Genomic DNA, 23240 nt, shown 5'->3' with positions numbered 1-23240 from the left:
ACTAACAGCTTCGCATTTGCGGATATTGTTCAGAAATTATGAAAAAAGACCTTCCCGAAAATATAGTTGAGGATATAGCCATAGCAGTAGCATTGGAGAAAGAAAGTGTAGAAAGCAAGCTATGGTATGTGTACGTAATTAACCTTAAAGATCAGCCAATTGAAAACGTGCTGATCACATCAAAAGGTTACGGCGAAAAAAACGGCGAACAGGTTAAAACGTCTGTATTGCGCCACATGATACCGCATATTGAAGCAGGAGCATTTGCTTTAATTGAACCCATAGATGAAGCTACATTTGGGTTAAGCAACGAGTACTGGTTAAGCTATTACATCGGCCGCGAAATTTTTGATAAGAAGTTTATCTTCTTACCAGAAAGCGTAGTGGAATCAAACTTTATTAAGCTTCCAATTTTGAATAAGCCCGGCGTGATGATAAAGTAAAAGATTTGTCATGCTGAACTTGTTTCAGCATCCCAGCAAAAAGTTAGCATAAGAACCTATATTTGAGATGCCGAAACAAGTTCGTCATGACAGCCTGTTCTTCTACTTCGCCTTAAACATTCCGTATTTCAGGATACACCATATCGCCCGGAAACCATCCTTCCACCCTATTTTCTTACCTTCGTCGTAAGTACGGCCATAGTAAGAAATACCCACTTCATATAAGCGTAAGTTAGGTATGCGTGAAAGCTTGAGGGTAACTTCCGGCTCAAAACCGAAGCGTTTTTCCTGAAGATTGAGCGATTGTATCAGCTTGCGGTCGAATAACTTATAACAGGTTTCCATGTCTGTAAGGTTCATGTTTGCAAACATGTTTGATGCAAATGTTAACCACCTGTTACCTATCGTGTGCCAAAAGAACAAAATACGGTGTGGGTTGCTGCCCATAAAGCGCGAGCCGTATACCACATCTGCAAATCCACTACAGATTGGTTTTAAAAGGTCATTATATTCTGCAGGGTCGTATTCAAGGTCAGCGTCCTGAATGATCACATAATCGCCGGTAGCTTTTGCAATGCCGGTATGTAAAGCAGCGCCTTTACCTTTATTAACTTCGTGCTTAAAGTATTGGATATTTAAGTCAGGGTTTTGCTGCTGATAACGAGAGATAGCCTGTTCGGTATCATCCTTAGAACAATCATTTACAATAATCACTTCTTTTTCAATATCATCAATTAATTCTACTGCTTTGATCTTATTCAGAATAAGATGTATGGTACGGGCTTCGTTATATGCAGGTATTACAATTGATAATTTGTTAATTTTCATGCAAATGTTTTACGGTTGATGTAATTTCTAATACGTTGTAAAATTATAAAAATTATATCATATATGATTTTTATACTCATTATGCTTATTAAATACGCAGCAACATTATTAATTTTCTAAGTTTGTAACACATAATTATATATAAATGCTCGAAAGTTACGATCTGCATAATATCATGGTGATTGACATTGAAACGGTGCCGCAGCACGCCAGTTTTGATGAGATGCCGCCATTAATGCAAACGTTATGGGACAAGAAAACACAATACCAGCGCAAAGAAGAAACCGCTGCTGAATATTACCGCAACGCTGGTATACTTTCAGAATTTGGTAAGATCATTTGCATATCAGTTGGCATATTTACTACCGCGGGTGGTTTGCGTGTGAAATCCTTTGGGGGGCATAACGAAAAAGAACTTTTGATCGATTTTGCGCATATGCTTAGCGGTGTCAGCCCTAATTTGATTCTTTGCGGGCATAACGCTAAAGAGTTCGACTTTCCGTACATCTGCCGTCGTATGCTGGTCAATGCAGTACCAATGCCTATCCAATTACAGTTACATGGTAAAAAGCCCTGGGAAATAGCGCACCTGGATACTATGGAGTTATGGAAATGCGGCGACTATAAAAACTACACTTCTTTAAATTTACTGGCGGCCATATTTAATATTCCTACTCCTAAAGATGATATTGATGGCAGTATGGTAGGCCACGTCTACTGGGTTGAAAACCAACTTGAACGTATATGTGCTTATTGCCAAAAGGACGTAGTTGCTACAGCACAACTCTTGAAACGATACCGTGGTGAAGAATTAATACCCGACGATTTAATTACCATAGTATAACTTTAAACAGCAGAGCTATATTTACGTTACTACATAGTAGCACTTGTTGCTTGCTGTATGGCAAGTAATAGAGTATCTTAGTCCTGTTAGTAAACTATCTATGTCAAAAAAGAAAAGCAGTAATAATTCGGTAAAGCAGGTACTTACTCAGCTCATCATGGATGTGTTTGAGCAAAATGGCAACCAGCCGCTTAATTACAAGCAAGTATCTTCAAAACTGAATGTCCGTGACCCTGATTCGAGGGAAATTATACTTGATATATTAAAAGAAGAAACCAGAAATGGTGTATTAAAAGAAATTTCAAAGGGTAAATTTCAATTACTTGAACTTAAAACGTTTGTTGAAGGCCGCGTTGATATGACTAACGATGGTTCTGCGTTTATCATCACAGACGACCCTGACGAAAGCGATATTTATATAGCTCCCCGTAAGCTGCGCACCGCTTTAAACGGCGACCGTGTAAAGATATATGTGTATGTCAAAAGCAAAGGCAAGCGAAAAGAAGGCGAAGTAATAGAGATCATTAAACGTGCTAAAACAGAGTTTACAGGTATTGTAAAACTGTCGGAACGGTTTGCATTCTTTGTTCCGGACGACCGTAAAATGCTGCACGATATTTTTATACCGGGCGATAGTTTAAATGGTGCAAAAAATGGCATGAAAGCCGTTGCCGAAATTACCGATTGGCCGCCTGAAGCAAAAAATCCGATTGGTAAGATTAAAAATATTTTAGGTATACAGGGTGAGAACGATACGGAAATGAACGCCATACTTGCCGAGTATGGTTTTCCACTATCATTCCCCAAAGAGGTTGAGCAAGATGCCGAAGCCATTTCAGATGTAATTACTAAAGAAGAAATTGCACGCCGTAGAGACTTTCGTAACGTGCTGACTTTTACAATTGACCCGTTTGATGCCAAGGACTTTGATGATGCGATTTCATTTAAAGTGCTTGAAAATGGTAATTATGAAGTTGGAGTACATATTGCAGATGTGGCGCATTATATTGAGCCGGATTCTGCTTTGGACCGCGAAGCATTTGACCGCGGCACTTCTGTTTACCTGGTAGACCGTGTGATCCCTATGCTACCTGAACGACTTTCTAATGGTTTATGTTCTTTGCGTCCTAACGAAGATAAGCTGTGTTTTGCAGCTGTATTTGAAATGGATGAAAGGGCAAACATCGTAGATGAATGGTTCGGTAAAACAGTCATCCACTCTAACCGCAGGTTTACTTATGAAGAGGTACAGGATATACTCGATAATAAGACAGGCGATCACAGCGAAGAGTTATTAAAACTAAATGAACTGGCTTACGTCCTTCGTGAGCGGAAGTTTAAAATGGGTGCCATCAGCTTTGAAACCACCGAGGTTAAGTTTAAGCTGGACGATCATGGTAAACCTATCGGCGTTTATGTAAAAGAGCGTAAAGACGCCCATAAGCTTATCGAAGATTTTATGTTGCTTGCCAACCGTAAAGTTGCCGAGTTCGTAAGCAAAAAAGGTAAAGGCAAACACAAGTATACTTTTGTTTATCGTGTGCATGACTCGCCTAAACCTGAGGCGCTGGCTTCTTTTGCACAATTTGCATCCCGTTTCGGCTATCGTATCAATACTAAAAATGATAAAGAGATAGCTAAATCACTGAATTACCTGATGGAAGATGTAGAAGGTAAAAAAGAGCAGAACGTGTTAACGCATTTGGCCATACGGTCAATGGCTAAGGCTATTTACACTACTAAAAGCTCCAGCCATTACGGCCTTGCCTTTGATCACTATACGCATTTCACCTCTCCCATTCGCCGCTATCCCGATGTAATGGTTCATCGTTTATTGTTTCATTACTTGAATGGCGGCCAGTCTGCAAATGCCGAGCATTACGAAAAGCTTTGCCAGCATAGTTCTGAGATGGAGAAGAAGGCCGCTGACGCCGAACGTGCTTCAGTAAAATATAAACAGGCTGAATACCTGCAAAATCAAGTTGGTACTGTGTTCAGCGGGGTTATATCAGGAGTTACGGATTGGGGCATGTATGTAGAAATCATTGAGAACAAATGCGAGGGTATGATACGCCTGCGCGATATATCCGACGATTTTTATACACTTGATGAAAAGAACTATGCGATCATCGGGCAGCGAAAAAAGAAGGTTTATCAGCTGGGCGATGAAGTCCGGATTAAGGTTAAAAACGTAGATTTGACCAAAAAGCAGATCGATTTCTCATTAGTGATCGATTAACGCTTTCTAAAAATATATATGACCACATTAAAAGATCTGCAGATCATAATTGAAGATGCTGTTAATAAACTTAATTACCCAAGTCACCCGGCCGATCTTTATGAACCAATAAGTTATATTTTATCCATTGGCGGTAAGCGCCTGCGCCCTGCACTGGTGCTGATGGCTACCGATCTGTTTGGAGGCGATATTAACGCAGCCATACCTCCTGCCCTGGCTATTGAGGTGTTCCATAACTTTACGCTGATGCATGACGACATTATGGATAATGCACCATTGCGCCGTGGTAAAGCCACTGTGCATCAGAAATGGAACCAAAACGTTGGCATCTTGTCTGGTGATGCTATGCTGGTTGAAGGCTATAAGCTGATGATGCAGGTAAATGATGCTATACTTCGCCCGGTAATGGAAGTATTTAACATTACCGCTACAGCTGTATGCGAAGGCCAGCAGATTGATATGCAGTTTGAGCAGCAGGAAAATGTACAGCTTGACGAATATCTGGAAATGATAAGGCTTAAAACCGCTGTGGTTTTAGGTGGTGCATTAAAAATTGGTGCATTGGTTGGCGGTGCCGATCAGCCAAATGCCGATTTGCTCTATACATTCGGCGAGCAGTTGGGCATTGCTTTCCAGTTACAGGATGATATATTAGATGTTTACGGCGATCCTGAAAAATTCGGTAAGCAGGTTGGTGGCGATATTATGGCCAATAAAAAAACATGGTTACTAATTAAAGCGCTGGAAACCGCGCAAGATGAAAACCTGCAACAACTGGACTACTGGTTATCAGTAAAACAATTTGACCCGGCAGAAAAGGTCGCGGCAGTAACTGCTATTTATAACAACCTCAACATTAAAGCAGCTGCCGAATTTGCTATGCAGAAATATGCTTCAGCAGCATATGAGGCGTTAAACAATATCAACCTTTCGACAGAAAGAAAGCAGTATTTATACGAGTTTGCGGAGAGCCTGTTAAACCGCGATAAATAAAGCATAAAGAAAACGCTTGTTAATATTAACGAGCGTTTTCTTTTAATTGCCAAACCTGGTATACAAAGCCACCTGCAATACGTGGTTCATGGTATTAGTTTCCACCTGTTTTATAAACTGGTTTAAATAGCCTGTTTCAATGTCAATTGCTTTACTTAGGCGATAACCAAAAGCTACGTAAGCCCGGTTTTGGTCAAACACATTACCATTAGTTTTATCTTTGTTTTGCACATTGATAAATGTCTCATTTTGTAATGCCACAAATAGGCCTTTAACAAATTCTTGTTGTTTTTTTACAGGCACAACACCGCGTGCAAAATATCTTAAACGCTGCGCAAAAAATGCATCGCTTGTACCCAGTTTATCAACAAAGCGCTGCTCTAACCTAAAACGATGCTGCATGGCGGTACGTTGTATCTTATGGGTATAAATAAATTGCTCCCATACCCGGTTCTCTGTTCTGAAAGTATTTTCTGTTGCTGTTTTGCGATGAGTACCTGTAAACAGGTAGCCTACAGTAGCAATTTTATTTTTCTTGAAGTAGTAACTCAGCCCTGGCCTTAACAGTGGGTGTTTCAGATAAGCAACATTATCTGCAGATCGAAACTGTGCATCAAAAACACCACCCCAGTGTTCCGAAAACTTTTGCGTATGAAACCATGCCCCCCACATCGAAAACTCATTAACGGTTTGCGCCTGCGCTTTAAAAAATACTAGCAACGCAATTACCGTAATAGCTGCAATCTTAAATTTCATAAGTAAAGTTTTAGTCCGGTTGCTAAAATAGCGTTTTAAGGTATTAAACAATTAAAAACTACCTATTGCATAAACTTAAAGTTACCTTAAACGCTATTTCAGGCACCACTTAAAAAACAAAGCCCGTTACCTTTCGGCAACGGGCTTTAAAATATCGGATTTCTAAAATTAAGCTTCTGTAACTTCAGTTTCAGTACCGGCAGCCTCAGCCTTAGGTGCTTCTTCTACTGCAGGAGCAGATTCAGCTTTCGCTTTAGGTGCTTTTTTAGCTTTCGGAGCTTCTGCCTCAACCGAAGCCGGAGCAGCTACTTCTGCAACTGGTGCAGTTTCGAAAGGTAATACAGATACGTATGAACGGTTATCAGCTTTCTTGCGGAAAACTACTTGTCCGTCGATCAAAGCAAATAAAGTATGATCGCGACCGATACCTACGTTTTGACCTGGATTGTGTTTGGTACCACGTTGACGTACGATGATGTTACCGGCAATTGCAGGCTGACCACCGAAAATTTTGATACCTAAACGTTTGCTATGCGACTCACGGCCGTTTTTGGAACTACCGGCCCCTTTTTTGTGTGCCATTTTCTAATGTCTTTTTTAGGGTTAAACTTATAATGTGATACCAGTAATTTCTATTTTGGTGAATTGCTGGCGGTGACCATTTTTCTTTTTGTAACCTTTTCTTCTTTTCTTTTTGAAAACGATCACTTTATCACCTTTAACATGAGACACGATCTTAGCTGAAACTTTAGCAGATGTTAAATCAGCGCCAAGCTTAAATTTACCACCATCTTCAGCCAATAATACCTTGTCAAATTCAATACTAGCGCCCTCATCACCTTGTAAGCGGTGTACAAAGATCTGCTGGTCTTTAGCAACTTTAAATTGCTGTCCGGCTATATTTACTATTGCGTACATTGGTTAACTATTATTTTGTTTTAAAATTTGAGGTGCAAATATAGAGATTACTTTCACAAAAAGCAACCTTTATTTATTTTGCTTTGCCTCAGCTTCGTCTAATACTTTTTGTATCTCTTTTATCATGCGCTCATTGGCATCAACCAGGCGCTGGTCGCCATCATAAGCAGCATCATAAAACACCTTTTTACTTTTACGTTTATAGTTAAACTCCATGTAATACTTAGGCGAAGGGTGTATCTTGGCATTTGCCGAATCAGTGCGTGCCTCGTTTGACGGGAAATCCCAGAAACCAAGCTCGGCCGCTTTATGGTGCAGGTACAGTTCTTCGTCTTTTGTTAAATACAGTTTCTTTTTTACCAGATTACCTTTATCGGTTTTGTATTGATAATCGCCCGTTGCCGAATTGTACTGATTGATCAGGCTGTCATTCTTACCATATTTAAATACGATGGATTCAAACTCGGTAAATTTGTAAGGCGCATTTTTAAACACCATGGCATAGTAATAAAATGAGTATACCATAAATGGTATCACGATACATGCTAACAGAAACAGCTTTTTATTTTTACGAATCATTTATATTAAATTTTGAGCTACAAAATTATGTCATCCTGAACTTGTTTCAGGATCTTATTTAATTAAATTTGAATGTGGGATGCCGAAACAAGTTCGGCATGACGGTTTGACAAGTAACTATTCTTCTAATGTACTGTCATTCATTCCTTCTCCAAGCTCTCCCTCCCATTTACTTACTACAGCCGTAGCCATTGCATTACCCAAAACGTTAGTAGCAGAGCGGCCCATGTCCAGTAACGGATCAATGCCTATTAAAAGCGCTAAACCTGCCTCGGGGATATTAAACATAGAAATAGTACCTGCTATTACTACTAATGACGCACGCGGAACACCGGCAACTCCTTTACTTGTCAGCATCAGGATCAATAACATCGACAGCTGCTGTGTAAATGCCAGGTGTATCCCGTACGACTGTGCAAGGAAAAGCGATGCAAAGGTCATGTACATCATAGAGCCGTCCAGGTTAAAAGAATAACCTAATGGTAAAACGAAGCTGACAATCTTGTTATTGCAGCCAAACCGCTCCAGTTCCATTAAAACACGCGGATAAGCAGCCTCACTGGTTGATGTACTGAACGCTACCAGCATAGCATCTTTAATATTATTGACCAGGGTAAATGCTCGCCCTTTTAAAACAAAGAAACCGGCCAGTATAATAACTAACCATAGTAAAACCAGCGAGCCATAAAACTCGCCGATAAATATGGCATACGTAGATAAAATTCCCAGGCCTTGTTTGGCAACAACTACCGTAATGGCGCCAAAAACAGCTATAGGCGCAAGTTTCATTACATAACCTGTAATCTTTAATATCACATGGGCAAAGGCATCCATCGCTTTAATAACGATCTCCCCTTTTTCGCCAATTGCACCTGTAGCCACACCAAAAAACAGCGCAAATATCACAATCTGTAATATCTCATTATTGGCCATTGCTTCCACAAAACTTTTTGGTACAACGTGGCTCACAAAATCGCGCAGGGATAATGCGGTTTTCTTAATGTCGGTACCTAAGTGGCTATCTGGCAACGGCAGGTGCATAGCTACACCCGGTTTAAACAGGTTTACCAGCAACATTCCTAATAACAACGATACAAGGGTTGCACTAATGAACCAAAGCATAGTTTTTCCGCCAATACGGCCAACAGCTTTTATATCGCCTACCTTTGCTACACCTACCACTAATGTGGTAAATACCAGCGGCGCAACGATCATTTTTATCAGCCGAAGAAAAATATCACTTAAAATGGCAAAGCCTGTAAGCTTATCTTCGCGGACGGTATCGTTTTTTTTACGCTCGGCAACCTGAGCTGCCTTTTGTACTTTTAATGTTTTAAATTCGGCGGTGGTGGTGTCTTTAAGCTCAACAATACGGGTATCAAGCGTTTTTATATTCTTATCAGCAACAGAAATGTTGTTGTTTAAATCGCTGATTACGCTAACATTGTAAATGTAGCCCGCAATAACGCCGGCAACAAGTGCAATAAAAATGAAAAGCGTTAGTTTGTTTTTCGCCATGCCAAATGATTAAAGGGCGAAGCTACAATTATTTAATATTTTGCTGAAATTTAGGTTGAATGAGTATTGCTAATTACGGATTAAAAGAAATTAAAAGCGAACTAAAGCATTTAAGCGCTGCGCAAATTGCTGAAATATGCTTGCGCATGGCCAAGTATAAAAAGGAAAATAAAGAGCTGCTGGCCTATTTACTTTTCGATGCAGATAATGAATCAGCATTTATTGAATCTATAAAATCTGAGGCAGGCATGATGTACAGTCAGTTAAATAGCAACAGCTACCAGATGGCTAAAGGCATCCGTAAAATACTTCGGTTTGTAAATAAACATGTTAAGTTTGCCGGTTCAAAGCAGGTTGAGGTAGAATTGCTTTTGCAATTTTGCCGTGATTATGTAGACTACGTTGATCGTCGTGCAAATTATAAGCCTTTGAGGCAGATAATTTTACGACAGTTAACTAAACTCAAAACTACGATTAACAAATTGCACGAGGATTTGCAGTTTGATTATCTGCAGGAATACGAAACCCTGGTGCTTGATGCAGATAACAAACTAAGCTGGGTCAACAAATCTGAATTTTTGATGTAACAATGATAATAGCTGCGAGTCTTAAAATAAAAACTAATTAACGTGGCTGACAAGGATGCTGCCTTCAAGCAAATATTTGAAGCTAATTCAAAAAAAATATACCATTTGTGTTATGGTTATACCGGCGATGATGATGCCGCGAATGACCTGTTGCAAGATACTTTTTTAAAGGTGTGGCAAAACCTGGATAAGTTTCGTAACCAGGCACAAATATCCACCTGGATATACCGCATTGCAGTAAATACCTGCCTCACCTATCTGCGATCAGAAAAAAGACAGGCAAAAGACGAACTGACACCGCAACTTGCAGAAACACGCCGTGAGGAGTTTTCTGAAAAGAATGAGCAGGTGGCTTTGCTTTACAAGTGTATTTCGAAGCTGGAAGAAACAGAAAGAATTATTATAACGATGGTGCTTGACGAAGTGCCTTATCCTGAAATTGCAGAGATTTCGGGGATTACGGAGGGGAATCTGCGCGTGAAAATTTATCGTATTAAACAAAGATTAACAGATTTATTTAACCACTATGAAAGACTTTGATCATTTGATGTCGGTGTGGCAGGGACAGCCAGCTAAGACACAGCTTTCGGTGGACGAGGTGCTGAAACAGGTTAAGAAAGGGATACGCGGAATTACGGGTAAACTTTATTGGGGTATTGTGGGGATGATTGCAATTACAGCGTATACGTTTGTGGTACTGTTTTTCTTCACGTTTAAATACTGGCAAACTTATGTTGGTATTGGGGTGATTTTAATGACCATGCTGCTTTACCTTTCGCTTATTGTAAGGCATTACCGCATTTTGCATAAGCGCGACCATACCGTTAATCCAACAGAATACTTAAAATCATTAAAAGAATATCAAAAGCAGCGGGCAACACTTGCCGGGTGGTTCTACTATATCTTTGTAATGCTGATCAGTGTAGGCTTGTCACTTTACTTGGTGGAACTATTAGCCCACTCCTCGCCTGTTAAAAAGTATACAATATACGGCCTAACCGTTGCCTGGATCTTGTTCCTGACGTTTTATCTAAAAAGAAGGATTTTCAGAAGCGAAGAAGAAAAATTGAACTTGTTAATAGATAGATTACAGCGTTTAGAAAATCAGTTTGAAGGATAATATTATTATGGACTGTTACTTTACCTTAGATGCAAAGTAACCAAACATCAAGGCAGCAAAAAGGCTTCTTTGCACACTTGCTTTACTGCAAAGCCGTTTGATCCCGGAATCGCTGCAAGGCATTTGCGCTGGATCAAACAGCTTTTACCCGAAGCTGCTTTGCTGCCAATCTTAAAACATGCTTTGAGATTTATGATTTTAATAATATCCTAACCGATGTCGAAATTAGATAGACCTAAACCCAGTCTATTCCCTTTTTAAGCAGGTTTAAGGTTTGCTCTTCCCTGCTTCCCGCTTCTGGTTGGAAATTGTATAGCCATTTAGCGGTTGGAGGTAAACTCATCAATATAGATTCGATACGACCGTTGGTTTCTAAGCCGAATTTGGTTCCCGCGTCATACACCAGATTAAATTCGGCATAACGGCTGCGGCGCAGGTATTGCCACTGCTGCTCCTGTTCGGTAAATGATTTACTCCTGTTACGGTTTACAAGTTCGCTGTAGGTTGGCAAAAATGTACGCCCCAATGCTTTAGAAAACTCAAATATGGTATCCCAGCTTAAATCTTCCGTGGCTTTTAAACGGTCGTAAAATATGCCGCCTATGCCACGTGTTTCTTCCCGGTGTTTGATGAAAAAGTAATCATCGGCCCAGGTTTTAAAACGCGGATAAAATGAGCCATCAAACCTATCGCATACCGATTTCAAATTGTTATGAAAAAAACGGGCATCTTCTTCAAAAACATAATGAGGCGTTAAATCGATACCACCGCCAAACCAGCGTATAGGTTCAGCAGCGTTTGCATCAGGCATTTCAAAATACCGGATGTTCATGTGGATGATTGGCACCATTGGATGGTTAGGGTGCATTACAATGGAAACCCCGGTTGCAAAGAAATCATCGCTATCTGTACCGAATGCCTTTTTTACCGCAGCAGGTAACTGCCCATGAACGGCAGAAAAGTTTACGCCGCCTTTTTCAAGTACATTACCATTTTGAAGTACGCGGGTACGGCCACCACCGCCGCCATCGCGTTCCCAAAGTTCTTCTTCAAATTTGGCAGAGCCATCTAAAGCTTCAAGCCCGGCGCATATTTCATCTTGTATGGTCTTGTAGTCTTCTGCTATTTGTTCCCTGGTAATCATGCCGGCAAAAATGCAGAAAATACATATACACCTCTAATTAAATTATCAAGAAGCTACATTAAGCTGACCTAAACGCTTAGCTTGCCTCTACATAATCAAGGTCTTTACCAAAGGTTTCTTTAAGTTGACTAAGCGCTATAAGCGATATGATGGTTAGTGCCGCCATCATGATGTAACCGCTTTTTACCATGCCGTTATGTGCAACAAGGATGTTAAAAATCGCATTGATAGGTATCAGCGCGCCACGTACAAAATTGGGAACTGTGGTAGTAACTGTAGACCTGATATTCGTGCCAAATTGCTCTGATGCTATGGTTACAAAAGTTGCCCAGTAACCAACGGTGCATCCCATGAAAAACGATAGCCACTTAAATTGATCCGGAGTGATGCCTTTTGCACTTAGATAAAAATAGCTGCTTACGCAGGTAAGCAGTAGGAAAATAAACATGGTCAGTTTGCGCGAACGGGTAAACTGTGCTAATAAACCAGCTACAATATCGCCAATTGCAATACCAATGTAGCTGTACATAATGCCGATACCCGGGCTTAATAATTCTGTAGCGCCAAGTTCTTTTCCAAATTCAGGCGATTGAGTAATTAAGACACCTACTACATACCATAGTGGAGCGCCGATAAGTATACAGCATAAATATTTTTTAAAGCGTTGTCCGTTATTAAATAGCATCAGCAGGTTGCCCTTGCTCGCCTTACTTTGCGCAACGTTTTTAAACATTCCCGATTCAAAGGTACCCATGCGTAGCAGCAGCAATAAAATGCCAAGTCCACCGCCAACAAAATAAGCATTGCGCCAGCCGTAACTACTCACATAATAGGCAGCAACCGCACCAAACAAGCCTATAACAGCTACGATCATAGTTCCATATCCCCTGTTCTCTTTACTCATGGTTTCGCTTACCAAGGTAATGCCCGCACCCAATTCTCCTGCAAGGCCTATGCCTGCTATAAACCTGATAATTGAATAGGATGTAATATCATGCGATAACCCGTTTGCAAAATTGGCCAGTGAATACAGCAGTATCGATCCGAATAATACCTTAATACGGCCATACTTGTCGCCTATGACGCCCCATATCAGGCCGCCGATTAGCAAACCTGCCATTTGCATATCCAGCACATGGGCGCCTGTTGTACGCATATCTGCGGCAGAAACGCCGATATCTGCAAGGCTTTTTAAGCGGATCACAGAGAATACAACAAGATCATATATATCAACAAAGTAGCCCAGCGCGGCTACCAGTACAAGAAAAATAACATTTTTAGTTATTGCAGGGGATTGATAAGACATGCAGTTAGTAAAATTGATCGCCTAAAATAATGATTGTATATAAGAACACATAAAAAAACCCCTGCAAATAAAGCAGAGGTCAGTTTTTATCAGCAATGTTTCGAATTATATCTTTTTAACTTTTACGGCTTGTAAGCCTTTGCGGCCTTCTTCAACATCATATTCAACTGTGTCGTTATCTTTTATAGCGTTTACGCCACCCTGAACGTCTTTAAAGTGTACAAATAGATCCTTGCCATCTTCGGTTATAATAAACCCATAACCCTTTTGTGTATTAAACCATTTTACTTTTCCAGTTTTCATAAAATTTTAGTTCCAGTTTAAAAATTATTATAGTTAAATTAATGTACCTGAAAATAACAGTTTAATTATCAGCAAGGTAACCTTATCAAATATATAAAAAATGAAATTGAAATAGTAAAATTTTTGTTTTTCAAATAAATGTATTAACAAATAAAATTCGGTACATATTTCGATCAATAACTCACTCGAACATTTCCAGTTTCTCATTGTTTCATGTTGCAATGGAACGACACATATACCAGACCGGAATAATTGGCAATTGCGGTTTTTTAGCACATATCAATAAAAATACAAATGTTGAGTGGCTTTGCTGGCCACGATTCGACAGCACTTTCATCTTTGGCGGACTGTTGGATAAGGATAAAGGCGGCGAGTTTTCGATACTTCCACAGGGCAATTACACCTCCAATCAGTACTATCTTGAAAATACGAATGTTTTAATTACAGACGTTACTGAAGAAAACGGTGCCATTTATCGCATCACCGATTTTGCACCACGTTTTTACCAAAACCAACGCTATTATAAACCCTTGATGCTGATCCGTAAGATTGAAGCTATTGAGGGTACGCCGCGTATCAGGGTAAAGTGCGAACCGGTTTCAGATTATGGGCAAACTAAGCTTCATGTAAATCGCGGCAGTAACCATATTCAGTATTTAGGGGGCGATGAAAATATCCGCCTTACAACCAATATCCCTATCAGTTATGTATTTGACGAGCAATACTTTGTGCTTAACGAATGCAAGTACCTGGTAATGACTTATGGTGAACCGCTTGAGGCTGCCTTAGTTAGTACAGCCGAGCGTTTTCTGCGCGAAACCGTACAATACTGGCGTACATGGATCAAGCATTCGTCTATCGCAGGTTTTTACCAGCAATTTGTAATACGTTCTGCCCTAGCTTTGAAAATACACCAGTACGAAGACACGGGGGCTATTATAGCCGCCAGTACAACCAGTTTACCCGAATCGCCGGGTAGTACCCGTAACTGGGATTACCGTTTTTGCTGGTTACGCGATACTTATTATGTCATTACCTCTTTAAATCATATCGGGCATTTCGAGGAAATGGAGCGGTACTTCTCTTACATCACCGACATCTCTTTCGGAACTGAATACCGTTATCAGCCGTTGTATGGTATCACGGGTCAGAAGGACCTTGTAGAACATACTTTGGATTATCTGGAAGGTTACATGGGCAACCAGCCTGTAAGGATTGGTAATCAGGCATCAGAACATATCCAAAACGATATATATGGACAGGTGCTGATCTCCATGTTGCCTTTATACACGGATCATCGTTTCATTTTTGCCGAGCGAAAAGATTCGGTTAAATGGGTAGACTTTCTGCTACAAAAAATTGAGCGTACCATTGACGAAAAGGATGCAGGTATCTGGGAATTCAGAAACATGGCTAACATCCATTGCTATACCAATCTTTTCCAATGGGCTGGTGCATGTGCCGCCGAAAAAATGGCACGTACCATCAACCATCAGGAATTGATTGACCGCGCATTATCGCTTAAGAACCGTGCAGCTGCTCACATTGAAAGCTGTTATGACCCTGAACGTCGCGTATATACTAATGCGGCTGGCAGCAAATACCTTGATGCAAGCACCTTGCAACTGATTATGATGAACTACCTTGATCCTGCATCAGACAGGGCTAAGGATCATTTGAAAGCGCTTGAAGCAGAGTTACGCACACCTAACGGTTTATTTTACCGTTACCTGCATGCTGATGATTTTGGTAAACCGAAGACTACCTTCCTGATCTGCGCATTTTGGTATGTAGAGGCATTAGCTTGCGTTGGCCGTATTGATGATGCGATACGTGAGTTTGAGAACTTATTGCAATACAGTAATCACCTTAAGCTATTTAGTGAAGATGTGGATGAAAATGATGGCAGCCAATGGGGTAATTTCCCGCAGGCATACAGCCACGTAGGTTTGATGAATGCGGCTTACCGTATCGCAATGAAATTAGACAGGCCGATATTCTTGTAAAAGAGGCTACTGATGCCACTTTTGTTTGTATGAATTATGTACATGCTGGCTGATATAAGTACTTAACCCACTGCCCTTTTGGGCAAGTGCTTTCATTCTTTTTACATGAACTTCTCCGGGCGATTCATTATCATACAGATAATAATCGCCTTTTTTAAATAGCACAATAATACCGGTTTTGGTAAAGCTGTAAGCTATCACTCCAGACTCGTGTCCGGGATTGCCATATTTCGTCATTGCTGGTTTATTGTGCATGACTAAAAACACAGCAAACCCTTTGCCATTATCAGGCTAATTTGATAACTAAATAAGATCTTGCTTCGTCGAGATTAAAAAGCCCGTATATTGTTCTGGATAGTAATTCTTTTATAGAAATAGCGTCTTTTAATGTGGAAATATTGAAAGTATAAGTCGCTGATTCAGAATTTATTTTAAAGCCATACTTCAATAGTTTGTTTTGATAAACTCTGTATATGGTATGGCCTGTTATCTTGTTAAGGTCAAGGCTTATTTTAAGATGGTCTTCACTCGCACCAAACTGAAAATATATGTTATTGTCAAAATCAATATACAACTTAAATGACCGGATTTTTTCTTCAATCAGATCAAATATGGCATCATCCAATTGTTGGTCATCTATAAAAAATGGAATGGTATTTTCGAGTTGGTTTAGCTGTTGTTCATCAGCCCTGTACTCTTTTACAAGGTTTTGTAAATAGGAGGATTCATGACTATGGTTTTGTTCAATACTTTCTACTAAACGTTGTCGGGTAGTGAGGTTAAATCGTAGATCTTTTTTCTGAACATAATTAGGGTCACGGAGCCTGTGAAGTACTTCCAATTCCTGGTAAATCAGATTTAAGGCAATCTTATTTTGATAGGTATCAAAATAATTTTCATACACCAGATTATCTTTGATCATTTCCTCAATCGATTTTTTTTCTGCTTCGTAATAATCGATGAGTAATGCAAGGTCGGTTGCCATAGTTGTGGTATAGGTTGTTAGCCTAAATTACAAACTATTTATAAAGACAAGAAAAGGCCGTATTACGGATGATTAAACATTGCCCCACCCACCGGCAAGTACATCAGCAAGGTGAAGGGTTTTAATGGGTAATTGTTGTTTATCGATATAGCCTTGCAGGTGCATAAGACATGAAGCATCTGTAGAGATGATGTAGTCAGCATTCATATCCATGGCGTGATCAACTTTTTGCTGTGCCATTGCGCTGGATATCGCATCAAACTTTACTGAAAATGTGCCTCCAAAACCGCAGCAGGTTTCGTTATCCGGCATATTCAATAGTTCCAATCCTAATACCTTGCTTAGAAGCTGGCGTGGTTCTTCTTTAATTTTGCACTCGCGCAAACCGCTGCAACTATCATGATAAACCGCTCTGCCTTCCAGTTCGGCACCAAAATAATCGAATTGAAGTATGTTTACCAGGAAGTCTGACAGTTCATAAATATTGCCCTGTATAGCCCGGCATTTATTATGCGCAGTGGTATTGGTGAAAAGATCGCCGTAATAGTTGCGCACCATGCCTGTACATGAGGCTGATGGTGAAACAATTACGCCATTATCAGAGAAATCATTCAGAAACTTGCTGCCTATTGCTTTGGCATCATCCCAAAAACCGGCATTAAAGGCAGGTTGGCCGCAGCATGTTTGATTGGTATTATAAACCACTTCACAACCTGCTTTTTCAAGCACCTTTACAGTATTAAAAGCAGTTTCTGGGTATATCTGATCAACAAAACACGGAATAAACAGCTCGACCTTCATCTTTTTGGGTAAATGTTATAAACGGCTAATTTCCGAATTTTTATTAATTTTTCGTTCAACAGAAAGCAATACAAATAACAGGATTAAGCCAATGATGAAGAAAACTGCTAATATCAAGGCAGAATTTCGCATACTGTGGGTTAATGATTCAACAAAACCAAAGCAAAATAAACCAATTACTATTGCCAGTTTTTCAGTAACATCAAAAAAGCTGAAGTAAGATGCGGTGTCTGTAATATTCTGAGGAAGAAACTTGGAATAAGTGGACCTTGACAGCGATTGTATTCCGCCCATGACCATGCCTACTACCACGGCCAGTATGTAAAATTGAAGAGCGCTTGTTGTAAGATAGGCCGCTACGCAAACCCCAATCCACACAAATACCACGGCAATTAGTACTTTAACGTTACCATACTTTTCTGATAAGCGCGACATCAGCGTTGCACCGCCAATGGCTACCAGTTGGATTACCAGTATGACACCGATCAAACTTTCTTGTGGTAGTTTCAATTCTTTAGCGCCAAAGTTTGCTGCAACCAGCATAATGGTTTGTACCCCCATTGAATAAAAGAAGAAAGCCGGCAAATAACGCTTTAACAGTGGCATTTCTTTCACCTTGCGCCATACACGGCCTAACTCTTTGAATCCGCCGCTGATCACATTGTAGTTTTGTGATACAGCCGCGTTTGGCTGCCCTTTAGGTAAGCGTGCAAACGGAATTTGTGCAAACCCTATCCACCATATTCCTACTAATAGAAACGACAGGCGCGCCGGAAAAGTAGCATCTGTAATGCCGAATGTTTTTGGCGACAATACAAACAAAAAGCAAATGACCTGCAATATAACACTACCTATATAGCCATATGTAAACCCCTTCGCACTTACGGCGTCCTGTTGGTCAATGGTTGCAATTTGCGGCAGGTAAGAGTTATAAAAAACAAAACCACCGCAATAGCCAATTGCTGCAATTGCAAAGCAGATCATGCCGAATTCAAGCGTACTCAGTTTAAAAAAATATAAGCCGCAACAGGCTAAGCCGCCCATCAGGGTAAAAAACTGCATGTAATTTTTTTTGGTACCCTTATAATCGGCTATTGAAGTAAGTATAGGCAAAAGCAAAACGATAAGCATATAAGCTGCCGCAAGCACATAGTTTGATAACGCAGTGTTGATGAACCGGTGGCCAAAAAATACGACCTCATCTCCGTTTTCTTTTGTGGATGTAATGGCTGTAAAATAGGCCGGAAAAATTGTTGACGTGATAACTAAGTTGTAAGAAGAGTTTGCCCAGTCGAACATAGCCCAGGCGCGAATGGTTTTAGGGTTGTTTTTTGCTTCCATTTAATATGTAACTGCGGCATGAAGTTACCATATTGTAGCATATGTTGTATAAGGCTGGGTTATATTAGTGTTGAATGAAATAAAAGTAGCCAAAGTTAAGTAACGCTTAACTTTGGCTAAAAAATAGTATCAACCGTTGTCTGCAAAGCCCGGGTACAAGGTCATGCCACCATCGCTGAAAATGGTAGTCCCTGTGATATAATCTGCATCATCTGATGCTAACCAGGCCGCCAGTTTACCAATGTCTTCGGGCTGGCCAATTCTATTGTATGGTATAAGCGTAAGTAGTTTATTAAGCGCTTCAGGGGTTTCCCAGGCCTCTTTGTTAATTGGTGTTTGTATAGCACCCGGACCAATTGCCACTACACGTATCTTATGCGGGGCAAGTTCTTGTGCCATGCTTTTCATTAACATCATTATACCGCCTTTACTTGAAGCATAATTTACATGCCCTCCCCATGGAATAACCTCGTGCACACTACTCATACAAATTATCTTTCCGGCTGCACGGCTACGCGTATCATCAACTCCCCTACGGATAAATTCTTTAGCAGCTTCACGGGCGCACAGGAACTGCCCGGTTAGGTTAATACCGATAACCGTATTCCATTCATCAAGGGTCATGTCAACAAACTTTGCGTCCTTTTGTAAGCCTGCATTGTTTACCAGAATGTCGATAGTGCCATATTGCTTAAATACTTCCTTGAACATAGCTTGTACTTGGGCTTCCTGGCTTACATCTGCCTTGCAGGAGAACGCCTCGCCGCCTGCATCTGTAATATGCTTAACTACTTCTTCGGCTGCTTCGGCATGATGTGCGTAGTTTACCACCACTTTAGCACCAGCTTCGGCCAGTGCCAATGCCACACCCTTGCCAATACCACTATCGCCGCCTGTTACAAGTGCAATTTGTCCGTTTAGTTTTGCTGTACTCATAGATAGATTGTTGTTTTAAATCTACTTTAAGCAATACAAAAGCAGGTGGTTATGTTTTTGAGAATTTAAAATAGTGAATGGATTATTAACGCTTGACACGCATGCATGCCCATGTCCTATGGGATACTGAAACAACCCTTCGACGAGCATGATATTTATCATCCTCTCAATTGGTCATGCCGAACTTGTTTCGGCATCCCATAAGGTAGTATGTGTTTGTCCTATGGGATACTGAAACAACCCTTCGACAAAGCTCTGGGTGACATGTTCAGGATGACGGGAATGAAATAATACATGCTTCGACATGCTCAGCATGACAAGGCGTAAGAAGAACTACTTAGTATTAATTATAGTGCTCTGATGTAATCTAAAAACAAGTATAAAGCTTGTTTTTTGGCATCAGTCAGCGGGAAATCTATTTTATTGGTAAGATAATCTTTGATATCAAAATCGTCTCGCATAGGTAGTTCCTTAAACAAGTCTTCGCGGTGATCCAGCCCGTATTGTAATGACTCGTTAAACTCATCTATAAATTCCTGTGGAATTGGCTTATTGGCTATCCATGCTGCAAAGGTAAAAGGCAGGCCGGTCATTTTTTGCCATTCTTCGGCAAGGTCATACACAAACGGAAACTTTTTCTTTTTGCCAAAGGTACGGTCGCCTATTTGTACAAAAGCTGTGTCCGGCTCGGCGCAAGCGGCATAGTCAGGTGCATTAACAATTTGGTTAGGGCTAATTTTCCAGTGATTTTTCATCAGTACCTTTGCCAGGTTATTTGAGGAGCGCGACTCCGGATCAAGCTGAATGTTCTTTACATCATTAATGTCGCAGTTGCTGAAAATGAACACAGAATCAACCGGACCAACGGCGCCAATGCAATAGTTGGATACAATATGCCAATCAGGCAAGTTTAATGCTGCGGCTACAGGTATAAGGCCGATGTCTGCCTTGTCATCTATCAGTTTCTGAGCACAATCTGAAGGAATGTCAAGGCTCAGATCAATTTTATTAATAATGTCGGTATGTTCTATACCGTATAGAAAGGGTTTGGTGTTAGTATAACTAACAGCCGATATACGTATTTTATTCAAAACAGTCAGGAATATTGTAAATGGATAGAATTGTTAAAATCGGCGATCTCAAATTTTTCGCCGTTGTAAGTCACTTTATACAAAACCAGGTTTTGATGCGGGAAGCTTTCCATTTTAGTTAATGGCTGCTCTGTGAGCAAGCAAAGCAGCAGGCGCATGGCACGGCCATGCATACAAACAAGCACGGTTTTTTCTTCCGGCTTGCTCATGATATGATCTAAAGCTTCTTTCTGGCGAGCTTGCACCTCGTTAGGGCTTTCACCATTTTCAAACTTTTCGTCCAGGTTACCGCGTGTCCATTCTCGCATCAGGTGCAAAAAAGCGGCTTTAGTTTCGGGTGTGCTCGGCTGTCCTTCATGTATGCCCCAGGCCAACTCATCAAGACCGGGCAATTTTTCAAACGGAATACCTTTATCTATAAACGGCTGAATGCTTTGTTGTGTACGTTTCAGTGTAGAAATATAGATCTTATCAAAATCGATATAACCGTATGATCGGTAAAAAAGTTGTGCCTGCCTGCGTCCTTCTTCATTTAAATCAGTATCCATTCCACGCCCCTGAACAATGCCTTGTTTGTTTAAATCGGTTTGCCCATGGCGTACAATGTATAATGTTTTAATGATCATCAGTTGGTTTTGCTATTAGTTGACAACAGGTAAACGGTAAAATTGTGGTTTTGCTTCTTGCGGAAACTCGTAATCAGTGTAGTCGGTCACCACGTTATAAAGCGTATCACGTTCAATTGGCTGGCGGCCTGCATTTTTGATAAGTTCAACAAGCTCTTTGGTACTCATGGCTGGTGTTTGCTCTTCAGCGCCTGCCATTGAATAAATCTTAGTGGTATCATCAAGTGTACCGTCAATATCATCCACACCAAAATTCAGCGACAATTGCGCCGTAGTACGGCTGATCATCGCCCAGTAAGCTTTAATGTGATCGAAGTTATCCAGATATATACGGGCAATTGCATAATTGCGCAAATCTTCAACAACGGTTGATTCTGCCACATCAGACATTTGATTGTCTTTGTTACGGAACTTCAGCGGAATAAACGTCTGGAAGCCGCTGGTTTCATCTTGTAACTGGCGAAGGCGCTCCATGTGGTCAACACGATGATGGAATTTCTCGATATGCCCATAAAGCATGGTAGCATTTGAACGCATGCCCAGCTTGTGCCATTCCCGGTGAATATCCAGCCATTGGTCGGCAGTACATTTATCTTTGGCAATCAGGTCGCGCACCTCGGGGTGAAATATTTCTGCGCCACCACCCGGCATCGATTCCAAACCAGCTTCTTTCATCATGGCCATACCGGTTGCATAATCAACCTTGGCTTTTTTGAAAATGTAATGATATTCGACCGGGGTAAGCGCTTTTACATGCAGTTCGGGGCGGTGTGCCTTTATGCTGCTGAATAGCTGCGTATAGAAAGGCAAGTCGTATTGTGGCAATACCCCACCAACAATGTGTACTTCGGTAACCGGCTCATTATCATATTTCTTGATGATGTCCAGCATCTCTTCCATAGTATACTCCCAACCCTCCGAACGCTGTTTAATCAACCTCGAATAAGAGCAGAATTTACAATCGTAAACACACAGGTTTGTGGGTTCGATATGGAAATTGCGGTTAAAATATGTTTTATCGCCGTGGCGTTGCTGGCGGATGTAGTTGGCTAAAACACCAAGATAACCAAGCTCACCTTTTTCGTAAAGCGTTACACCTTCGTCAAAGCTAATGCGTTGGTTACGAGAAACTTTTTCGGCTATATGTTTAAGATCGTCTGGTAGGCGGTCGTCATTTAATAATACCTGTAATTGTTCTTCAGCGTCCATTAAATCACTTTTTTGTGGCAAAAGTAGCAATAATTGGCGCTAAGGTGTATCACCCGGATGTAACAAAAATTAAGATGTTAGTTTTTAAGAAGTACGTTTATTGATTTTATAGTAACGCCATTAAAGCAATCATCCTGGCAACCTTTAGGCACGTATCCGCAGCTGGATATCAAACCATTGGCGTCAGTTTCAAAATAAATATCATTAGATTTTTTATCTGCTTTAAGCCATTCTGTTTTAGCTTTATGGTAGATGTAATCTAACGTAACGGCCTGCCACCCTTCGGTATGTGAACCTATGTCTGCGGCGTTTTCATCCCATTCTCCAAATAATACATTTTGATGTTGGCTATTCATCTCGTAAGCTTTATAATGCCTGTTTAAAACTTTGCCATCTAAAACAGCTACTACAGTTTCACTTGAAGGTCCAAACACCGAGCCGCTTGTAACAATATAGGTATATGAGTTGCCGGTCATCTTTTTAAAATCTAAAAACTTCTCTTCGCTGCGCTCAAATTTGTCTTTATTGCTGATATCATCTTTTTTGCAGGATAGCAAAAGGCATATGGAGAAAACAAGTAGTAAAGTTTTTTTCATGATCGTTTTAGTTTAGAGTTCAATAACATTACGGCGATATATTTACAAATGCTACACTGCATCATCAAAAA

General features: G+C 40.5%; 26 protein-coding genes. 8 read left to right on the top strand and 18 right to left on the bottom strand.

The genetic code is table 11. The features are described from left to right. Window positions 1-38: 38 nt before the first annotated feature. Window positions 39-443 (top strand): hypothetical protein, encoded by a 405-nt coding sequence (locus PQ461_RS11605; protein ID WP_274205680.1) that lies wholly within the window; start codon window positions 39-41, stop codon window positions 441-443. 102 nt (window positions 444-545) lie between these two features. Here PQ461_RS11605 and PQ461_RS11600 read toward each other — a convergent pair whose 3' ends face one another. Further along, a complete protein-coding gene (locus tag PQ461_RS11600; protein ID WP_274205679.1) occupies window positions 546-1271 on the bottom strand; it encodes a glycosyltransferase family 2 protein in 726 nt (241 codons plus the stop codon). Window positions 1272-1416: 145 nt separating this feature from the next. On the opposite strand from PQ461_RS11600, the gene PQ461_RS11595 reads away from it, so the two are divergent. From PQ461_RS11595 to PQ461_RS11585, 3 genes are all read left to right on the top strand, one after another. Continuing rightward, window positions 1417-2115 carry a 3'-5' exonuclease gene (locus PQ461_RS11595; protein WP_274205678.1) on the top strand — a complete coding sequence of 233 codons (699 nt, stop codon included), beginning with the start codon at window positions 1417-1419 and terminating at the stop codon, window positions 2113-2115. A 100-nt stretch (window positions 2116-2215) separates the two neighbouring features. After that, entirely contained in the window at window positions 2216-4354 is a 2139-nt protein-coding gene (gene rnr / locus PQ461_RS11590) for a ribonuclease R (RefSeq protein ID WP_274205677.1), read from the top strand. 18 nt (window positions 4355-4372) lie between these two features. After that, window positions 4373-5347, top strand: a complete 975-nt coding sequence (locus PQ461_RS11585) for a polyprenyl synthetase family protein (RefSeq protein WP_274205676.1) — start codon at window positions 4373-4375, stop codon at window positions 5345-5347. A 42-nt stretch (window positions 5348-5389) separates the two neighbouring features. Here the strand turns inward: PQ461_RS11585 and PQ461_RS11580 are convergent, their stop codons facing one another. From PQ461_RS11580 to PQ461_RS11560, 5 genes are all read right to left on the bottom strand, one after another. Next, complete coding sequence (locus tag PQ461_RS11580; protein WP_274205674.1) at window positions 5390-6103, bottom strand: DUF2490 domain-containing protein; 714 nt, start codon at window positions 6101-6103, stop codon at window positions 5390-5392. Window positions 6104-6271: 168 nt separating this feature from the next. Further along, window positions 6272-6685 (bottom strand): 50S ribosomal protein L27, encoded by a 414-nt coding sequence (gene rpmA, locus PQ461_RS11575; RefSeq protein ID WP_274205672.1) that lies wholly within the window; start codon window positions 6683-6685, stop codon window positions 6272-6274. A gap of 27 nt (window positions 6686-6712) precedes the next feature. Further along, window positions 6713-7021 (bottom strand): 50S ribosomal protein L21, encoded by a 309-nt coding sequence (rplU, locus tag PQ461_RS11570; protein WP_274205670.1) that lies wholly within the window; start codon window positions 7019-7021, stop codon window positions 6713-6715. 69 nt (window positions 7022-7090) lie between these two features. Further along, window positions 7091-7600: a hypothetical protein gene (locus PQ461_RS11565; protein ID WP_274205669.1), complete on the bottom strand. Its 510-nt coding sequence runs from the start codon at window positions 7598-7600 to the stop codon at window positions 7091-7093. Between the two features lie 117 nt (window positions 7601-7717). Continuing rightward, window positions 7718-9118 (bottom strand): dicarboxylate/amino acid:cation symporter, encoded by a 1401-nt coding sequence (locus PQ461_RS11560; protein ID WP_274205668.1) that lies wholly within the window; start codon window positions 9116-9118, stop codon window positions 7718-7720. A 59-nt stretch (window positions 9119-9177) separates the two neighbouring features. On the opposite strand from PQ461_RS11560, the gene PQ461_RS11555 reads away from it, so the two are divergent. The 3 genes from PQ461_RS11555 to PQ461_RS11545 are packed head-to-tail and all read left to right on the top strand — an operon-like array spanning window position 9178 to window position 10825. After that, window positions 9178-9705 carry a hypothetical protein gene (locus PQ461_RS11555; protein WP_274205667.1) on the top strand — a complete coding sequence of 176 codons (528 nt, stop codon included), beginning with the start codon at window positions 9178-9180 and terminating at the stop codon, window positions 9703-9705. 42 nt (window positions 9706-9747) lie between these two features. Further along, complete coding sequence (locus PQ461_RS11550) at window positions 9748-10245, top strand: RNA polymerase sigma factor (protein WP_274205666.1); 498 nt, start codon at window positions 9748-9750, stop codon at window positions 10243-10245. Next, window positions 10232-10825, top strand: coding sequence for a hypothetical protein (locus PQ461_RS11545; protein WP_274205665.1), 594 nt, complete (start codon window positions 10232-10234; stop codon window positions 10823-10825). Before PQ461_RS11550 ends, PQ461_RS11545 begins: the two co-directional genes overlap by 14 nt. A gap of 235 nt (window positions 10826-11060) precedes the next feature. On the opposite strand, the gene hemF is transcribed toward PQ461_RS11545, so the two are convergent. The 3 genes from hemF to PQ461_RS11530 form a co-directional block, all read right to left on the bottom strand. Next, the gene (gene hemF / locus PQ461_RS11540; RefSeq protein WP_274205664.1) at window positions 11061-11969 is read right to left on the bottom strand and encodes an oxygen-dependent coproporphyrinogen oxidase; all 909 of its coding nucleotides are present in this window, start codon (window positions 11967-11969) and stop codon (window positions 11061-11063) included. Between the two features lie 76 nt (window positions 11970-12045). Further along, window positions 12046-13275 (bottom strand): MFS transporter, encoded by a 1230-nt coding sequence (locus PQ461_RS11535; RefSeq protein ID WP_274205663.1) that lies wholly within the window; start codon window positions 13273-13275, stop codon window positions 12046-12048. Window positions 13276-13380: 105 nt separating this feature from the next. Beyond that, window positions 13381-13578, bottom strand: a complete 198-nt coding sequence (locus PQ461_RS11530; RefSeq protein ID WP_274205662.1) for a cold-shock protein — start codon at window positions 13576-13578, stop codon at window positions 13381-13383. Between the two features lie 221 nt (window positions 13579-13799). Here PQ461_RS11530 and PQ461_RS11525 point away from each other — a divergent pair, with 221 nt between their 5' ends. Then, complete coding sequence (locus tag PQ461_RS11525; RefSeq protein WP_274205660.1) at window positions 13800-15584, top strand: glycoside hydrolase family 15 protein; 1785 nt, start codon at window positions 13800-13802, stop codon at window positions 15582-15584. 6 nt (window positions 15585-15590) lie between these two features. Here the strand turns inward: PQ461_RS11525 and PQ461_RS11520 are convergent, their stop codons facing one another. From PQ461_RS11520 to PQ461_RS11480, 9 genes are all read right to left on the bottom strand, one after another. Continuing rightward, a complete protein-coding gene (locus tag PQ461_RS11520; RefSeq protein WP_274205659.1) occupies window positions 15591-15839 on the bottom strand; it encodes a hypothetical protein in 249 nt (82 codons plus the stop codon). A 31-nt stretch (window positions 15840-15870) separates the two neighbouring features. Next, entirely contained in the window at window positions 15871-16569 is a 699-nt protein-coding gene (locus PQ461_RS11515; protein ID WP_274205658.1) for a hypothetical protein, read from the bottom strand. Between the two features lie 72 nt (window positions 16570-16641). Beyond that, window positions 16642-17370, bottom strand: coding sequence for a (Fe-S)-binding protein (locus PQ461_RS11510; protein ID WP_274205657.1), 729 nt, complete (start codon window positions 17368-17370; stop codon window positions 16642-16644). A gap of 15 nt (window positions 17371-17385) precedes the next feature. Next, window positions 17386-18711, bottom strand: coding sequence for an MFS transporter (locus tag PQ461_RS11505; protein ID WP_274205656.1), 1326 nt, complete (start codon window positions 18709-18711; stop codon window positions 17386-17388). 129 nt (window positions 18712-18840) lie between these two features. Further along, on the bottom strand, window positions 18841-19647 hold the full coding sequence (locus PQ461_RS11500) for an SDR family oxidoreductase (RefSeq protein ID WP_274205655.1): 807 nt from the start codon (window positions 19645-19647) through the stop codon (window positions 18841-18843). Between the two features lie 347 nt (window positions 19648-19994). Next, window positions 19995-20738, bottom strand: coding sequence for a menaquinone biosynthetic enzyme MqnA/MqnD family protein (locus tag PQ461_RS11495; RefSeq protein ID WP_274205654.1), 744 nt, complete (start codon window positions 20736-20738; stop codon window positions 19995-19997). 5 nt (window positions 20739-20743) lie between these two features. Continuing rightward, window positions 20744-21364, bottom strand: a complete 621-nt coding sequence (locus PQ461_RS11490) for a histidine phosphatase family protein (protein ID WP_274205653.1) — start codon at window positions 21362-21364, stop codon at window positions 20744-20746. A 15-nt stretch (window positions 21365-21379) separates the two neighbouring features. After that, a complete protein-coding gene (mqnE, locus tag PQ461_RS11485) occupies window positions 21380-22573 on the bottom strand; it encodes an aminofutalosine synthase MqnE (protein WP_274205652.1) in 1194 nt (397 codons plus the stop codon). A 77-nt stretch (window positions 22574-22650) separates the two neighbouring features. Next, entirely contained in the window at window positions 22651-23169 is a 519-nt protein-coding gene (locus tag PQ461_RS11480) for a hypothetical protein (protein WP_274205651.1), read from the bottom strand. Window positions 23170-23240 lie beyond the last annotated feature (71 nt).

The organism is Mucilaginibacter sp. KACC 22063 (assembly GCF_028736115.1).
Classification (GTDB): domain Bacteria; phylum Bacteroidota; class Bacteroidia; order Sphingobacteriales; family Sphingobacteriaceae; genus Mucilaginibacter.
The sequence above is the reverse complement of the archived record's forward strand: the minus strand, read 5'-3'. Positions and strand labels throughout refer to the sequence as shown.

What these genes read in the sequence shown, in the direction of transcription:
- PQ461_RS11530 (WP_274205662.1), bottom strand. Translation starts at nt 13,578, where the DNA reads ATGAAAACTGGAAAAGTAAAATGGTTTAATACACAAAAGGGTTATGGG.
- PQ461_RS11490 (WP_274205653.1), bottom strand. Translation starts at nt 21,364, where the DNA reads ATGATCATTAAAACATTATACATTGTACGCCATGGGCAAACCGATTTA.
- mqnE (WP_274205652.1), bottom strand. Translation starts at nt 22,573, where the DNA reads ATGGACGCTGAAGAACAATTACAGGTATTATTAAATGACGACCGCCTA.
- PQ461_RS11585 (WP_274205676.1), top strand. Translation starts at nt 4,373, where the DNA reads ATGACCACATTAAAAGATCTGCAGATCATAATTGAAGATGCTGTTAAT.
- PQ461_RS11555 (WP_274205667.1), top strand. Translation starts at nt 9,178, where the DNA reads ATGAGTATTGCTAATTACGGATTAAAAGAAATTAAAAGCGAACTAAAG.
- hemF (WP_274205664.1), bottom strand. Translation starts at nt 11,969, where the DNA reads ATGATTACCAGGGAACAAATAGCAGAAGACTACAAGACCATACAAGAT.
- PQ461_RS11600 (WP_274205679.1), bottom strand. Translation starts at nt 1,271, where the DNA reads ATGAAAATTAACAAATTATCAATTGTAATACCTGCATATAACGAAGCC.
- PQ461_RS11505 (WP_274205656.1), bottom strand. Translation starts at nt 18,711, where the DNA reads ATGGAAGCAAAAAACAACCCTAAAACCATTCGCGCCTGGGCTATGTTC.
- PQ461_RS11605 (WP_274205680.1), top strand. Translation starts at nt 39, where the DNA reads ATGAAAAAAGACCTTCCCGAAAATATAGTTGAGGATATAGCCATAGCA.
- PQ461_RS11580 (WP_274205674.1), bottom strand. Translation starts at nt 6,103, where the DNA reads ATGAAATTTAAGATTGCAGCTATTACGGTAATTGCGTTGCTAGTATTT.
- PQ461_RS11515 (WP_274205658.1), bottom strand. Translation starts at nt 16,569, where the DNA reads ATGGCAACCGACCTTGCATTACTCATCGATTATTACGAAGCAGAAAAA.
- PQ461_RS11565 (WP_274205669.1), bottom strand. Translation starts at nt 7,600, where the DNA reads ATGATTCGTAAAAATAAAAAGCTGTTTCTGTTAGCATGTATCGTGATA.
- rpmA (WP_274205672.1), bottom strand. Translation starts at nt 6,685, where the DNA reads ATGGCACACAAAAAAGGGGCCGGTAGTTCCAAAAACGGCCGTGAGTCG.
- PQ461_RS11595 (WP_274205678.1), top strand. Translation starts at nt 1,417, where the DNA reads ATGCTCGAAAGTTACGATCTGCATAATATCATGGTGATTGACATTGAA.
- PQ461_RS11560 (WP_274205668.1), bottom strand. Translation starts at nt 9,118, where the DNA reads ATGGCGAAAAACAAACTAACGCTTTTCATTTTTATTGCACTTGTTGCC.
- PQ461_RS11480 (WP_274205651.1), bottom strand. Translation starts at nt 23,169, where the DNA reads ATGAAAAAAACTTTACTACTTGTTTTCTCCATATGCCTTTTGCTATCC.
- PQ461_RS11525 (WP_274205660.1), top strand. Translation starts at nt 13,800, where the DNA reads ATGGAACGACACATATACCAGACCGGAATAATTGGCAATTGCGGTTTT.
- PQ461_RS11510 (WP_274205657.1), bottom strand. Translation starts at nt 17,370, where the DNA reads ATGAAGGTCGAGCTGTTTATTCCGTGTTTTGTTGATCAGATATACCCA.
- rplU (WP_274205670.1), bottom strand. Translation starts at nt 7,021, where the DNA reads ATGTACGCAATAGTAAATATAGCCGGACAGCAATTTAAAGTTGCTAAA.
- rnr (WP_274205677.1), top strand. Translation starts at nt 2,216, where the DNA reads ATGTCAAAAAAGAAAAGCAGTAATAATTCGGTAAAGCAGGTACTTACT.
- PQ461_RS11500 (WP_274205655.1), bottom strand. Translation starts at nt 19,647, where the DNA reads ATGAGTACAGCAAAACTAAACGGACAAATTGCACTTGTAACAGGCGGC.
- PQ461_RS11520 (WP_274205659.1), bottom strand. Translation starts at nt 15,839, where the DNA reads ATGCACAATAAACCAGCAATGACGAAATATGGCAATCCCGGACACGAG.
- PQ461_RS11535 (WP_274205663.1), bottom strand. Translation starts at nt 13,275, where the DNA reads ATGTCTTATCAATCCCCTGCAATAACTAAAAATGTTATTTTTCTTGTA.
- PQ461_RS11545 (WP_274205665.1), top strand. Translation starts at nt 10,232, where the DNA reads ATGAAAGACTTTGATCATTTGATGTCGGTGTGGCAGGGACAGCCAGCT.